Origin of the sequence: Labrys sedimenti (genome assembly GCF_034424805.1) — a bacterium.
Classification (GTDB): domain Bacteria; phylum Pseudomonadota; class Alphaproteobacteria; order Rhizobiales; family Labraceae; genus Labrys; species Labrys sedimenti.
Map to the genome: position 1 here is coordinate 1 of NZ_JAXOUF010000029.1, position 13,866 is coordinate 13,866.

Sequence of the window (13,866 nt, forward strand, 5' to 3'; positions counted from 1 at the left end):
AACCAGAGAGTCATATCTCGGCTTCGTCAGCCTCGCATCAGCATTGCTGTGGCTGCCCTTTGTCCACGAGGCCTAGGAGCACATCCTGGCTTCAGACTTTCTATGGCTGAATGAGGCGCGATATTCATCGAGATTGATGCTGCTTATGAAATAAGATTCCAAGTCTTTGACGATACATGCCAATTTGAGCAAGTTCGCGAGCACCGGGCGGGTTGATCAGACATGTCCTCTCCCATAGCCACGCTTTTCTTCCGCAACATTGTCGCGTTCGTGCTGATCGGTCGGGCTATGGCGAAGCCCTGCGCCGCCTAGAGATTGCTTGTGTCATGGGGACGCTTCAGCGCACCGGTTCATTTCCCGTCGATGGGCAGAAGGCCGCGTGCAACGCACGCACGACTGTCAGGATCTCGGGCCGGACAATCGAATAATAGACGGTCGTGCCTTCGCGCCGAGCCTCGACCAGCCCATCTGCCCTCAAACGCATGAGTTGCTGCGACATAGGGACCTGTTCGATTCCAAGTTCGTGGCGCAGTTCGGCCACCGACTTTTCAGAACTCACGAGAGCGCAAAGCACCAGCAGCCTTTGTGGGTGAGACAGGCTGCGCATCAATTCGGCGGCCGAATTGGCGGCCGGGACCATATCTGATACATTCATACTATTGAATTTAAAACTTTTGAATGTTAAGTGCTACCCCATACTTCCGCAATCCGGCGGACGATCAGTTCAGGCGGACATGCTGCAGGTTGGCTTGAGCCAGATCAAGGCAGAATTGACGATGCTGGTGTCGAATACAAGGACAGCTGTTTTGGTGCAACGACATGCCTCCGATCCTTGTTCTCAGCGCAGGCTCTGGTGGAAACACGATGGCTTGTGCACGAATGGGAAGATCGCGAACGAGGGATCGTTTCGCGACCGTCAGTCACGGCTCTTCCCGTTCCATATCCATGCCGCTTTTCGGATCGGAGGCCTGGCCCTGACCAATGCCGTGGTCGAGTCCAATCCATCGGCTACTGCTGGGAAAATCATGTCCAACATGTCACAACGAGAGGAAGGAACAAAGGCAATGACGATCGACCGCGCCGTAATGATGTTTGCCGGCTTCATGGTTCTACTGTCGCTCGCGCTGGGCTTCTATCTGTCACCCTGGTGGTACCTGCTGAATGCCTTTGTCGGATTGAATCTGATGCAGGCATCGGTGACAGGGTTCTGCCCTGCGGCGATCGTCTTCCGAAGACTTGGCATCAAGGCCGGAAGCGCCTTCGAATAGCACGCGAGCGTACTCGAGCAATTAGTACGTTCGTCCCAAGCAACATTTTAGAATTGTGGCCCGAAGAGCGCTATTGCCGATGCCTCACTTGCTTCCACGCTTTGCTGTCATCCTTCATGCCGTAGTGGCGGCTCTCGCTGCCCAGCCTGTATGGGCCAGCGAGTTCGTTGTTCAGCCTCTCACCATTGCCGAAACCAAGGCCGTGTTCGGTCAGGTCGAAAGCCGCATCGTACTCCCGGCTCGAGCCCGTATCGGCGGTACCGTGCGCGAGATACGGATCCAAGAGGGTGATCAAGTACGTGAGGGCCAACTGATAGCATCGGTAGTCGATGATAAGTTGGGCCTTCAACTCCATGCCGCAGACGCCAGGATCGAGGCGCTAAACTCACAGCTCGAGAATGCGCGCATTCAGCTTGAGAGAGCCCAGCAGCTCCGGACTTCGGGGACTGGATCTCAAGCCACCCTCGATGCGGCCCGGATGCAGTTTGAGGTCATAACCAACCAGATCGCGGCGGCGACGGCGGAAAAGGCCGTAATCGAGCAAAATGCTAGAGAGGGCGATGTGCTCGCACCTGCAACAGGCCGTGTGTTGAGCGTGCCTGTTACACCAGGCTCGGTCATCCTCGCTGGAGAACAGATCGCCCGTGTCGCGCCGGGACCTTATTATCTGCGCCTATCGTTGCCGGAGCGGCATGCTGCGCAACTGGCGCAAGGCGCACAAGTTCTTGTCGCTCAGCGCGGAGTGGTCCAATCAGCAGGCAGACTTACTGCAGCTCAACTGGGAAGGATCATCAAGGTCTATCCGGAGATCGCCGATGGGCGCGTCCTTGCAGACGTCGAAGTCGCTGGGATCGGCGATTATTTCATCAATGAGCGTACGCTTGTCTCGATCGCGGTCGGTCAGCGAACGGTCCTGGCCGTGCCGCCCGACGCTGTCAGAACGCTTCATGGCGTCGACTATGTGCGCGTCGCTTTGCTCGGCACCGAAATGGACGTAGCGGTTATCCTCGGTGAGACCTTCGAGAATGAGGGACGCAAACTCGTCGAGGTGCTGACCGGTCTCCATGCCGGCGATCGGGTGGCGCTGCCATGAAGCCAGGACTCGCAGGCAGTCTCACCCGCACCTTTATCGCCTCGCCCTTGACGCCGCTCTTTCTGCTTGCTGCCCTCGCGCTCGGACTTGTCGCGCTTCTTACGTTACCCCGAGAGGAAGAACCACAAATCTCGGTGCCGATGGTCGATATCCGTGTCTCCGCCAATGGCTTGAAAGCAGAGGATGCTGTCAAGCTTGTGACCGAGCCGCTGGAAACCATCGTCAAGAGCATCGATGGCGTCGAACATGTCTACTCTCAGACAGAGGATGATGGGACGCTCGTCACAGCGCGGTTCAAAGTGGGCACCAATTTCGATGCTGCCGTTCTGCGTGTGCACGAAAAAATTCGCGCCAATATGGATCGCATTCCAATTGGCATCCCGGAGCCGCTCATCGTCGGGCGCGGTATCGACGATGTAGCGATTGTCGTCGTAACGCTGCGGCCGGCAGCGGGAGCCATATCACGCTGGACGCCGGACGGGTTGACGCGGCTGGCGCGCGAACTGCAAATCGAGGTGTCGAAGCTGCCAGACATTGGCCTTACGTATATCGTTGGCGAGCAACCCGATCAGTTCCAAGTCGAGCCAGATCCGGATAGGCTCTCGCTCTACGGCATCACCTTGCAGCAACTCGCGGCCAAGATCGAAGGGGCGAACCGCTCGTTCCGCGTGGGTACTGTGCGGGAGGGTGCCGAGCAGCGCGCCCTCGTGGCTGGCCAGACGCTGCAGGCGCTGCCTGAGATCGCCAACATCGTACTCACGGCCCGCGACGGCCGTCCGGTCTACGTTCGCGACGTCGCCAAGGTCGTGCTCGCGACTTCGCCCGCCGAGAATCGTGTCACTGATATCCGTAAGACCCCCGCGGGGCTGGAGCGGGCACCGGCCGTCTCGCTCGCCATCGCCAAGCGTCCTGGCACCAATGCCGTCGTCATCGCGGAACGCATCGTGCGTCGCCTCGAGCAGGTGCGCGGCCAGATCTTCCCGGTCGACGTGGAAATGATGATAACGCGCGACTATGGCGCGACCGCCAACGAAAAAGCCAACGAACTTCTCCTGCATCTTGGTCTTGCGACGATTTCCATTGTCGTCCTGGTGGCGGTCGCCATTGGGTGGCGCGAAGCGTTGGTCGTCGCGGTGGTCATTCCAGCGACCATTTTGCTGACGCTTTTTGCTTCCTGGATCATGGGCTACACGCTCAATCGCGTCAGCCTGTTTGCTTTGATCTTCTCGATTGGCATCCTGGTTGATGACGCCATCGTCGTAATCGAGAATATTGCCCGCCACTGGGCAATGCTGGATGCCCGCCCTCGAGTGCAGGCGGCAATCGACGCAGTTGCAGAGGTCGGTAATCCGACGATCGTTGCCACGCTGACGGTGGTCTCGGCCCTGCTGCCCATGCTGTTCGTCTCGGGCATGATGGGCCCCTATATGAGTCCCATTCCGGCCAACGCATCGGCGGCCATGCTATTTTCTTTCTTCATTGCCGTCGTCCTGACACCCTGGCTCATGATGAAGATGACTGGTTCCCATCGCATCAGCGGTCAAATGCATGCGGCGGGCGGCCGCCTCGGCCACCTCTATGTCATCGTGGCGCGCCCCATCCTGAAAACCCGCGTGCGGGCTTGGATCTTCCTCCTGCTTGTCGGGGGCGCCACACTCGCATCGCTCAGCCTGTTCTATACCAAGAATGTCGCAGTGAAGCTGCTGCCGTTCGATAACAAGGCCAATCTCCAAGTCGTGCTTGACTTGCCGAAAGGGGCGTCGGTGGAGGACACCGACCGGACATTGCAGACGATGGTCAACCGTCTGCAAGCCGTGCCGGAGATCGTTTCGTTCCAGACTTATGCCGGCACGGCCGCACCGTTCGATTTCAACGGCCTGGTGCGCCATTATGGCCTGCGTTCCGGCCCCGAGCAGGGGGACATCGCGATCAATCTGCTGGGCAAAGGCGATCGGAACCGGACGAGCCACGCGATTGCGCTCGACATACGTGATCACCTCAAAGGCCTGGAGTTGCCCAGCGATACGGTTGTCAAGGTGGTCGAGCCCCCGCCTGGTCCGCCCGTGTTCGCTACATTGCTGGCGGAGATCTACGGCCCCGACCCGCAGACACGCCGCGCGGTCGCGGCAAAGGTGAGGCAGGCTTTCGCAAGCGTGCCCTTCATCGTCGATGTGGACGACAGCTATCACAACCAGCCAAAACGGGTCCGTGTCTCCATCGACCAGGACAATCTCGAATACTACAGCGTTGAGCAGTCGGATGTGTATAACACGCTGAGTTACCTCTATGGCGGCAAGACCGTCGGCTATTCTCATCGTGGCGGCGAGCGCCAGCCGATCCCCATCCGCCTCGCGCTTTCAAAGGCGGGTTCGGTGGTAAGTGAGAGAGTGCTGACCACGCCGATCCCCGCCAATGCCATCCCAGGTGGACGCGGCATCGTCGAACTGGGCGACGTGGTCAGTGTCGCTCGGGAGCCGGCTTCGTTTCCGATCTTCCGGCACAACGGCCGTCCGGCGGAGATGGTGACAGGCGAACTCGCCGGGGCCTACGAAGCGCCGGTTTATGGCATGATCGCTGTGGGCGATGTCATTGGTTCGGCAGATTGGGGCAACATACCCAAGCCGATCATCTCGCTACACGGTCAGCCGGATGATGAGACACATCCGACGGTTTTGTGGGATGGCGAATGGGAAGTGACCTGGGTCACCTTCCGCGACATGGGGGCCGCCTTCATGGTCGCCATCCTCGGCATATACATCCTTGTCGTCGCTCAGTTCGGATCATTTAAGCTGCCGCTCGTCATCCTGACGCCCATTCCGCTCACCTTCATCGGCATCGTGCTTGGGCATTGGTTGTTTGCTGCCCCCTTTACCGCTACATCGATGATCGGCTTCATCGCACTTGCTGGCATTATCGTGCGCAATTCGATCCTCTTGGTCGATTTCATCCGGCATGCGCGCCGTCCCGAGCGCTCTCTTGTCGATGTGTTGTTGGAAGCTGGCGCCGTTCGATTCAAGCCGATCCTGCTCACGGCAATGGCCGCCATGATTGGGGCGGCCGTCATCCTCGCCGATCCCATCTTCCAGGGGCTTGCGATCTCCCTTCTTTTCGGACTTGCCTCTTCCACGGCACTTACAGTGCTCGTCATACCGGCCATCTATGTGGTGCTCAGGGGAGAGCGGGTGTCTTCGTCGGCCACGCCTGGAACGCAGCAGCCGACCGGCACGGGTACAGAGTCAATCTGAAGCAGGGGAGAAAGCCTATGGCCTATTATTTCGCCAAGATCCTTCATTGTTCATTCGACGATGCCGTGCGGCGCACGACCGACGCCCTCAAGCGTGCTGGTTTCGGTGTCATTACCGAGATCGACGTGAAGGAGACCTTCAAGAAAAAACTCGGCGTCGACTACCGCAACTATCGCATCCTCGGCGCGTGCAACCCCGGGATGGCGCGGGAGGCGCTTGAGATCGAAGATAAGATCGGCACCATGCTGCCCTGCAACGTTGTCGTCCAGGATGCTGGCCATGGCGATGTCGAAGTGGCGGCTATCGATCCGGTAGCATCAATGGCAGCAGTCGAGAACGATGCGTTGAAGCTTTCGGCTAGGAAGGTGCGCGACTTGCTGAAAGGGATGATTGAAACTCTGTAGAGAACAGGCGCGCCGCCATCTTCACCCGGCCGTCGCGCGGTGCTCGGATAATCTTGTGCATCGCGACAGCGGGCGAAGAAAAGAGTGCCAAGCCTAGGAGCGCCTGAAGCTGGCGCATATACGATGACGGGAACCCGGCCGGCCGTCACGGTCAATCATGTGGCTTGGATCTTGGCGTAAGGCTGCCCCTTTTATTTGCTCGTGGTTCGGGCTGTCCCGGTAGCCGGGTATAGGGGGCAAGTCCGTGCAGGCGGACACTCCACAAATCCCGACCACCCGGGGCTGATAAAAACCCGCCCATATGAAACGCAAAGAGGTAACCACCGGCTTTTGGCGGCATACAAACCCGTTGCACTATGGAGCCCAGGAGAGTGAACGGGTTCCCCAGAATCCTACTGATATCATGCGCCATCGATCTTGCTGGAGGGGGCACCACCTGTGGCTGGTGCCAACGGGTCATGATGCGCCGTAAGACGCCATAGTGATTTCAATAGCTCCAGGATCAACATAATCGAAATTCCGGTTAGTGGCGGCACAGCCAGTAAGAAACCCTCCAGGGCGCCAAATCGGAACAGGGCGCTGGCGGGCTGCCAGAACATCGTGACGCCCATCGCCACACCAATCACGGGCAATACGAACGCCAGAGCCCGGTTGGGTCGGACGATTGCAGCGACTGGCGAAGATGAGGCGGAACGATTGATCAGGATGAGGGCGATGATCGCGAAGATCAGCGATGCAAACGTAAGGGCGCGAACCTGAAACTCGTCGAGGCCATAGCCGGCAGAGAACCAGTAGACTATGGCGGTGGCACCGAGTGCGAGTCCGCCCTGCATGAGGCTCCAAAGGATCATCGGTCCAGAAAAGAGGGGCTCGGTCACAGGGCGCGGTTTTTGACGCATGACACCCTCCTCAGTGCGTTCGGCCTCGAAGACCAGGGAACAGACGGGATCGATCACCATTTCCAGGAACGCAATGTGGACTGGTGCAAACAGCAGGGGCATGCCCAACAGCAATGGCATCAGCGCCAGCCCCGCAATCGGCACGTGGACAGCCAGAATGAAGCTCATCGCCTTGCGAAGATTTGCGTAGATCCTGCGGCCGAGCCGAATGGTCGTGACGATCGAGCCGAAGTCATCATCCAGAAGCACGATTGAGGCGGCCTCGCGCGCTACATCCGTCCCGCGTCCTCCCATCGCCACGCCGATATGTGCAGCCTTGAGCGAGGGGGCGTCATTGACGCCGTCTCCCGTCATGGCGACGATCGACCCATTGGCCTTCAATGCATTGACAATACGTAGTTTCTGTTCGGGCATGATACGGGCAAAGATAGTCGTGGTTCGCACTGCGGTTGCCAGTGTCCTGTCGTCCGCAGTCTCCAGCTCTGCGCCCGTGAGGACCAGATCGCCCGATAGACCGGCATCGCGGGCGATCGCCTTTGCAGTCGCGGGATAATCGCCAGTGATCATGATCACGCGAATGCCTGCCGCCCGGCATTCCGCAACCGCGGCGGGTACCGAGGCCCTTAGCGGGTCGGACAATCCGACCAGTCCAAGAAAACGGAAGTCGAAATCCGCTTGCTTGCCGGGCAATGGGGAACCGGCTTCCGCCATTGCTACGCCCAGGACACGAAGTCCAGCTTTCGCCATTTCGTCAACTTGAGCCGCAATTGAGGCTCGGGCAGCTGATTCCAGCTGACACAGGCTGGCGATTGCCTCCGGTGCGCCTTTGGCTGCGGCCGTGAGTATCGTTCCCGATTGCCATACCTGGGTCATCGCCAGCAGTTCGCGGGCCAACGGATAGGATCTCACCAGACTCCACGTTTCATCCCGTTGGACGAGATCGTGAAAGGCTTTTTCCATGGGATCGATGGGACGTGGCGCTGATGCCAACGTTCCTGTCAGCACCAGATCGTAAAAAGGTGGCGACAAGGGCCCTATATCCACTCGTTGACGTTTGCCGGTCGAGAGCATCAACTCCACGATTTTCATTCGATTTTCCGTCAGCGTGCCGGTCTTGTCGGTGCACAGGACACTTGCAGCCCCCAGCGCCTCGATGGCAGCAGCCCGCCTGGTCAAAACGCGCGCCTTGGAGATGCGCCAAGCGCCCATCGCCATGAACACTGCAAGCACCATGGGAAACTCTTCCGGAAGCATGGACATGCCGACGGCGATTCCAGCCAGGGTGGCATCCAGCCAATTCCCCCGCGTTAGGCCGAACAGCACCACGACGGCTAGGCAAACCGTCGCCCCTACAATGCCAAGCGCCATCACGAGTGTTCGCATTTGGCGCTGAAGATGCGGGGTCTCGATCTCTAGCCCGCCGAGCGACGTGCCGATCTTGCCGATTTCGCTCGCAGGGCCGGTCGCGGTCACTTCGCCGAGTGCCGACCCGCGCACGATCAGCGAACCTGAAAACACCACCGGCAAATCCTCGCCGCCAGGCCGGTATGTCCGGGCGTCTAAACCGGCAGCGATCTTCCGCACTGGGATTGCTTCGCCTGTCAGTAATGATTCATCGGCCGAAAGATCAGTGCACTCGATCAGCCGAGCATCGGCGGGGACACGATCTCCCTCGTTGAGCAAGATCAGGTCACCCCGCACGATCTCCCGGCCGGCTACACGCTTGCGCTGCCCGGCCCGGAGCACCAGAGCGCGTGGACTAGCGAGGTCGCGCAGGGCCTCGAGCACTTTTTCGGTCCGCGCTTCCTGCACCACGGTAATGCCGATTGAAAGGCAGGCAAAAGCTAGGAGAATGAGGGCTTCGTCCCCGTTGCCGAGCAACAAATATACAACACCGCCGCCAACCAGGAGTAACAACATCGGCTCACGCAGGACTTCTCCTGTGATGTACAGCCAAGATCGACGGCGAGAGCGGGGAAGTTCATTAAAACCATCTTTTGCGAGCCGGGCTTGTGCCTCCGTCTCCGACAAACCTTGCAGGACGGGTGTTCGATCTGTCCGATGGTCCATGATGGCAACCTTCCTGCGAGATGCCGCAACGTCCCTTCGTGGACTGTGATGCTGGAACGGCTCGATCAAGACTGTGCCGTATTGCAGCCGATCGCGTTGACATGCATCAGTGTGGGCGCGCACTCATGCCGCGCCGCAGCGCTCTTGGTGCCGATCGCAAGGCAGGGACTAGAATACGCACAAGTCTCGACAACGCCGCGAGGGCGAGCGCTTCACACCTTGGCCGCAGGCCATTTCCCGTCGCCGTGCGTATTCTTGGGCGCCTGCAACGGCTAGTGGGACATCATGAGGCAAAATGGGGATTCCTGGATCAGAGTCCGCGTCATGCCTCCAAAGATCCACTCGCCCAATCGGCTGTGGCCATAGGCTCCACTGACGATCAGATCGGCACCCCTTTCCTTAGCCATGCGAATGAGATGAGAGGCATCCGTCTCCACCATGTGGACACGAACCTCCGTTTCACTTTTCACGCCATGAAGTTGCAGATATCTGGCGACATCGCGGACGCGATGTCGCGCCGCATCCTGTTCAGTTGAAGTGCAGATCTCGGCGATTGTCACCTGCGATGCTGCTTTTAGGAATGGCAATGCGTTGTGAACCGCAAGACGGGCTTCGCGCGTGTCCTTCCAACCGATCATGATCTGGTCGGCATGAAGATCGTGCAGATGTTCAGGTGCTAAAATCGTGGGCCTGCCCAGTCGCAGCACCATGTCCGCCGGATCGGCAATACGATAGGGGTCGACCCGTTGCTGCGGGTTTCTGACCACAATCAAGTCGGCGGATCTGGCCTCATTTGCTAGAAAGACATTGGGGTGTTCAATGGCCCAACGCCACTCAACCCGTTCTTTTGGAAAACCGACGACCTCCCGAAACCATTCTGCTTTCTGGGCCAGGGTTGCCTTCATCAGCATGATGTCCTGAGGCGTGGTGTCGGAAATCACCACCCCTCCAGACACGAAGGTCGGTTCGATGGCCCAGGCTGAAACACCTATGATCGCTGCACCGAACTTAGACGCAATTGATCGCGCGACCGCCACTTGTTCTTCAGCTTGCTGTGTTGGCTCGACGTAAACCATGACTGCGGCGATTGTCATGAAACGGCCCTCCCATAGTGACGTGTAATCTCCTTATGGGCGGTATTCGTAGCAGCCTTCGCTCCTTCCTGAATTGAGCGAGGTCAACTGGAGGCCGGATCTGCTATTTGTCTGCCGTGCCGGCGGTTCGGACCTTGGATCCTGCACGGCTCCTGCCTGCCAAGGCATAGCAAGTTCTGGCGGTCAGTAATCATCGGCACGATCGACGGCCCGATTCCACCGCCGCGGCTCAAGGCTTCAGCCTGTCCAAAACGCTCGGTCAGCTTCGACAGAAGCCCGGGCAATGGAATGGATCCGACGTTTGATACTGTCAGGAGCCCGTCGAGCCTCCGATCGGCCACGAGCCCTGGCCGGAAATCGTCCGGGGCTTATAGAGGGGGCATCGGTTCTGCAGGCCTCACACGCCCATCCACGACCTCGATGATGCGGTCGCACCGACGTGCGAGCGCCAGATTGTGGGTCACCATGATAATGGTCGTTCCTCGGCGCTGGTTGATTTCCCGCATCAGCGCAAACACGCCCTGGGCCGACTGCGTGTCGAGATTACCAGTCGGCTCATCCGCAAGGACGAGGGGAGGGTCCATTGCAAGCGCTCGTGCGATGGCAACTCGCTGCTGCTGACCTCCCGACATATTCATGGCGGGATGATTGGCAAATGCGCCCAAGGCTACCTGATCCAGGAGTTCGGCGGCATGGTGCTCCATGAGAGCGGTTGCAAATCCATGGTCGGCCACCATGGGCAACATCACATTCTCGCGGGCGGTGAAGGCCGAAAGCAGATAATGATACTGGAAGACGAAGCCAATCTTGTGGCCGCGAAGATGGGTCAGGCCGGCATCGCTCAAGGCTGCCGCATCCTGGCCGTCGATGACGAGATGGCCTGAACTGGGTCGATCGAGGAGCCCGATTATGTTGAGCAGCGTGCTCTTTCCGGAGCCGGAAGGGCCGATCAGCGCCAGGAATTCACCGCGGGCAATGTCCAGATCGATGTCGTGCAACACACGGGCCTCGACCGGCGTGCCGACATTGTAGGATTTTGTGACGCCCCGCAGGGTATAGATCTGGTCAGCCACGGATCGCTACCACCGGATCGAGGTTGGATGCGCGCAGGGCCGGAATCAGAGCGGCCGCGACGCCGGTGAGGGTGGCGAGCAAGATCGAACCAATATACAGATCATGATTGAGAACGAGCGGGAAGATCTCCTTGCCGTCGGGCTGACGCATATAGGCGTGGTAGAAAATGACCGCCTGGCCGCCCGCGGCGGCTCCAAGAGCAGAGCCAATGAAGGCAAGCAATCCGCCTTGCAGCAGGAAGATTCGAAGAATCTGGCCTCGTGACGTACCCATTGCCCGCAATATCCCAATGTCCTTGGAGCGTTGGACCACCGTGACCACCAGAACCGCTGCGATCCCGGCCGCGACAGAAAGGCCGACGAAGATACGAATGAGTGTATTCGCGGTGCTCTGCGCCTGCACGGCGGTGAAGAACTGGGTATTGGTGGTGATCCAGCTGTCGGCTTCCACGCGCGTACTCGCCTGGATGCGCTGGGCAATATCGCGAGCCGCATAGATATCCTTCACGGTCATGTCTATCGTTGTGACACCTCCGATGAGGCCGAGAAGGGACTGGGCGGTGCGTAGCGTCACATAGGCCGCCCGCTCGTTGACATTCTTGTTTCCGAGATCGACAATTCCTTTGATTGTGAGGATGCGGTTCGCCCCGGAAGCGGCTGTGACGTTGAGCTTGTCTCCGACATTCGCGCCCAGATCTGCAGCCAGATCCATGCCGACCACGATCCCATCGGTGTCCAGGCGCGGCTCACCAGCGACGATGTAATCGGGGAGGTGAACGATCTTGAAATAGTCGTCCGGTTCGATGCCCGTAAGGCTGATCGCTCGACTGGCATCTCCTCGCAAAGCCAGGGCGGAACCCGCTGCGGTCGGGGTTGCGACACTTACATCCGGTAAGGTCCGCATTTGCTGCAGGATCTTCTGCCACTGGTCGATGGACAGTGTTCGCTGCGTTGGGCGCTGTATGGTTGCCATGACCACCTCGCGCGACGAAGGCCGCAGGGGGCGTGCGATCTGTTGAGGAACGAGGAGTTGTATCTGCGGTTGGGAGGTCAGGACGCGCTTGAGAAAGTTGGCCTGCATGGATGCCAGCATGGCTGACATGAATACGATGACCGCCACTCCGATCGTGACGCCACCGACGATGAAAGCGGTTTGCATTCGCCCCTCCTTGAGGAAGCGCGTCGCTGCAATCCATTCGAAGGGCAGGAAAGGATTCATGAGCCTGTCCCCCGCATGCGCTGCCCGTCGGCGAGGTTGGCGGCGACTGGAACCACGTGATCGCTCTCGGCAAGTCCCTCGACGATCTCGACATCACTGTCACCGATCAGCCCGACCCTTACCCTGCGCGCCAGAGCGCGGCCCTTGCTTTCGACCAGGACCCATGGATCGTTTGAGAGCAGATCATGGACGTCGCGCCGCGGCACGGTCAGGGCACCGTCCCGTCTGGCAACTTCGATATCGACCGATACCGTCATGTCCTGAACCAAATAGGTTGGTGGATGCGCGACATCCAGCTTGACCACCACGGAGGCCCGCGAGATGTCGATGCCGGGATTGATGAAGGCGATCCGGGCCGGGAAGCGCTGACTCGGATAGGCGTCGGCGGAGGCGAGCGCGTTTTGGCCCACTGTCAGACGACCCAGGTTCTTTTCGTCGATGTCGAGCACCAGCTGTGTCGTTCCACTGGGAGACAGGGTCAGCAAGGTCGTACCCGGTTGGACCACCGAGCCTTGCTCGACATTGCGGGAAATCAGCACACCATCTCGTGGCGCTGTGATGACAGCGTGTCCAAGCCGGGAATTGGCAGCCTCGAGATTGGCATGGGCTTGCTCGAGCTGCGTTTGCGCCATGACATAATCGCTGCCGCCGGGGCTGGATGTATAGACCTGCAATTGTGCGGCGCGAACCTGCGTATGTGCCACATCGAGATTTTTCTGGTCAGTGTCGAGAACTGCCTGAGCAATATGGCCGTTGCGATAAAGACTGACGCTTCGATCATAGGTGCGCCGGGCCTCGAGCGCCGTGGCCTGTGCCTGAACAAGCGTTTCCTGCGCCGTGGGCAAGACCAGTTCTCGCAATTGTCGCAAGCGGGCTTGTGCCTGGGCGAGCGAACCTTCCGCCTGGGTGCGTTGGGCCTTCAGTTCGTCGTCGTCGAGCAGGATCAGTTTTTGCCCCTTCTCGACATGTGCTCCTTCTTCAACCAGTACATCTGCAACGACACCAATGATCTGGCTGGCGATGTTCACCCGGAATGGTGCCTCGACGTTGCCGCTCGCCACGACAGTCTCCACCAGATCACGCCGCCGCACGGGATCGACGGTGATCAAGGGGCCGCGAAAATATTCGTAGCCTTGCCAAACAGCCACACCGAGAAGGATGGCGAGGCCAGCGGTGAGCCATTTGTGAGAAGACAGTCTTGGCCTGCGAGCAGGTGTCGCGCTGTTTTTGACTTGGGGTGCGGTCGGCGCGGGATCGATACGATCGGCTGTGAAAGGCGCCGGCGGTTCTTTCAATGTGGCTGTGGCTGGCGGCATCGGTGCTTCGCGGTTCTAACCAGAGCAATGGCCGCATGTGGGGGGCGATGGGCCTCGTCCACAGTCGGCGTGTTGATCACTATGCCCTGTCGTGTCGATCCGGCGTTGCGCAAGATCAAAAACCTTCGCGTTTCCTGTCCTCCTGATGGGCGCTGGCGCTCAGATCATTACTTCGTTGGGTTCGG

At 59.3% G+C, this 13,866-nt stretch carries 10 protein-coding genes; 4 read left to right on the forward strand and 6 right to left on the reverse strand.

Features of this window, described 5'->3' with window-relative positions:
• Positions 1–337 precede the first annotated feature (337 nt).
• Positions 338–640 carry an ArsR/SmtB family transcription factor gene (locus U1R88_RS32775; RefSeq protein WP_322435086.1) on the reverse strand — a complete coding sequence of 101 codons (303 nt, stop codon included), beginning with the start codon at positions 638–640 and terminating at the stop codon, positions 338–340.
• A 424-nt stretch (positions 641–1,064) separates the two neighbouring features.
• On the opposite strand from U1R88_RS32775, the gene U1R88_RS32780 reads away from it, so the two are divergent.
• The 4 genes from U1R88_RS32780 to U1R88_RS32795 all read left to right on the forward strand — a co-directional run bounded on the left by U1R88_RS32780 (position 1,065) and on the right by U1R88_RS32795 (position 6,010).
• Complete coding sequence (locus U1R88_RS32780; protein WP_322435118.1) at positions 1,065–1,268, forward strand: YgaP family membrane protein; 204 nt, start codon at positions 1,065–1,067, stop codon at positions 1,266–1,268.
• Between the two features lie 79 nt (positions 1,269–1,347).
• Positions 1,348–2,361, forward strand: a complete 1,014-nt coding sequence (locus tag U1R88_RS32785; RefSeq protein ID WP_322435087.1) for an efflux RND transporter periplasmic adaptor subunit — start codon at positions 1,348–1,350, stop codon at positions 2,359–2,361.
• Positions 2,358–5,606, forward strand: coding sequence for an efflux RND transporter permease subunit (locus U1R88_RS32790; protein ID WP_322435088.1), 3,249 nt, complete (start codon positions 2,358–2,360; stop codon positions 5,604–5,606). The genes U1R88_RS32785 and U1R88_RS32790 overlap by 4 nt, the downstream gene beginning before the upstream one ends.
• 17 nt (positions 5,607–5,623) lie before the next feature.
• Positions 5,624–6,010, forward strand: coding sequence for a DUF302 domain-containing protein (locus tag U1R88_RS32795; RefSeq protein ID WP_322435089.1), 387 nt, complete (start codon positions 5,624–5,626; stop codon positions 6,008–6,010).
• Positions 6,011–6,411: 401 nt separating this feature from the next.
• Here the strand turns inward: U1R88_RS32795 and U1R88_RS32800 are convergent, their stop codons facing one another.
• From U1R88_RS32800 to U1R88_RS32820, 5 genes are all read right to left on the reverse strand, one after another.
• Positions 6,412–8,979 (reverse strand): cation-translocating P-type ATPase, encoded by a 2,568-nt coding sequence (locus tag U1R88_RS32800; protein ID WP_322435090.1) that lies wholly within the window; start codon positions 8,977–8,979, stop codon positions 6,412–6,414.
• Positions 8,980–9,251: 272 nt separating this feature from the next.
• Complete coding sequence (locus tag U1R88_RS32805) at positions 9,252–10,073, reverse strand: universal stress protein (protein WP_322435091.1); 822 nt, start codon at positions 10,071–10,073, stop codon at positions 9,252–9,254.
• A gap of 368 nt (positions 10,074–10,441) precedes the next feature.
• Positions 10,442–11,146 (reverse strand): ABC transporter ATP-binding protein, encoded by a 705-nt coding sequence (locus U1R88_RS32810; protein ID WP_322435092.1) that lies wholly within the window; start codon positions 11,144–11,146, stop codon positions 10,442–10,444.
• A complete protein-coding gene (locus U1R88_RS32815; RefSeq protein WP_322435093.1) occupies positions 11,139–12,365 on the reverse strand; it encodes an ABC transporter permease in 1,227 nt (408 codons plus the stop codon). The genes U1R88_RS32810 and U1R88_RS32815 overlap by 8 nt, the downstream gene beginning before the upstream one ends.
• Positions 12,362–13,681, reverse strand: a complete 1,320-nt coding sequence (locus tag U1R88_RS32820; RefSeq protein WP_322435094.1) for an efflux RND transporter periplasmic adaptor subunit — start codon at positions 13,679–13,681, stop codon at positions 12,362–12,364. Before U1R88_RS32820 ends, U1R88_RS32815 begins: the two co-directional genes overlap by 4 nt.
• Positions 13,682–13,866 lie beyond the last annotated feature (185 nt).

Coding starts and splice junctions, on each gene's coding strand:
- U1R88_RS32820 (WP_322435094.1), bottom strand. CDS start 13,681: ATGCCGCCAGCCACAGCCACATTGAAAGAACCGCCGGCGCCTTTCACA.
- U1R88_RS32800 (WP_322435090.1), bottom strand. CDS start 8,979: ATGGACCATCGGACAGATCGAACACCCGTCCTGCAAGGTTTGTCGGAG.
- U1R88_RS32775 (WP_322435086.1), bottom strand. CDS start 640: ATGGTCCCGGCCGCCAATTCGGCCGCCGAATTGATGCGCAGCCTGTCT.
- U1R88_RS32790 (WP_322435088.1), top strand. CDS start 2,358: ATGAAGCCAGGACTCGCAGGCAGTCTCACCCGCACCTTTATCGCCTCG.
- U1R88_RS32815 (WP_322435093.1), bottom strand. CDS start 12,365: ATGAATCCTTTCCTGCCCTTCGAATGGATTGCAGCGACGCGCTTCCTC.
- U1R88_RS32785 (WP_322435087.1), top strand. CDS start 1,348: ATGCCTCACTTGCTTCCACGCTTTGCTGTCATCCTTCATGCCGTAGTG.
- U1R88_RS32795 (WP_322435089.1), top strand. CDS start 5,624: ATGGCCTATTATTTCGCCAAGATCCTTCATTGTTCATTCGACGATGCC.
- U1R88_RS32780 (WP_322435118.1), top strand. CDS start 1,065: ATGACGATCGACCGCGCCGTAATGATGTTTGCCGGCTTCATGGTTCTA.
- U1R88_RS32805 (WP_322435091.1), bottom strand. CDS start 10,073: ATGACAATCGCCGCAGTCATGGTTTACGTCGAGCCAACACAGCAAGCT.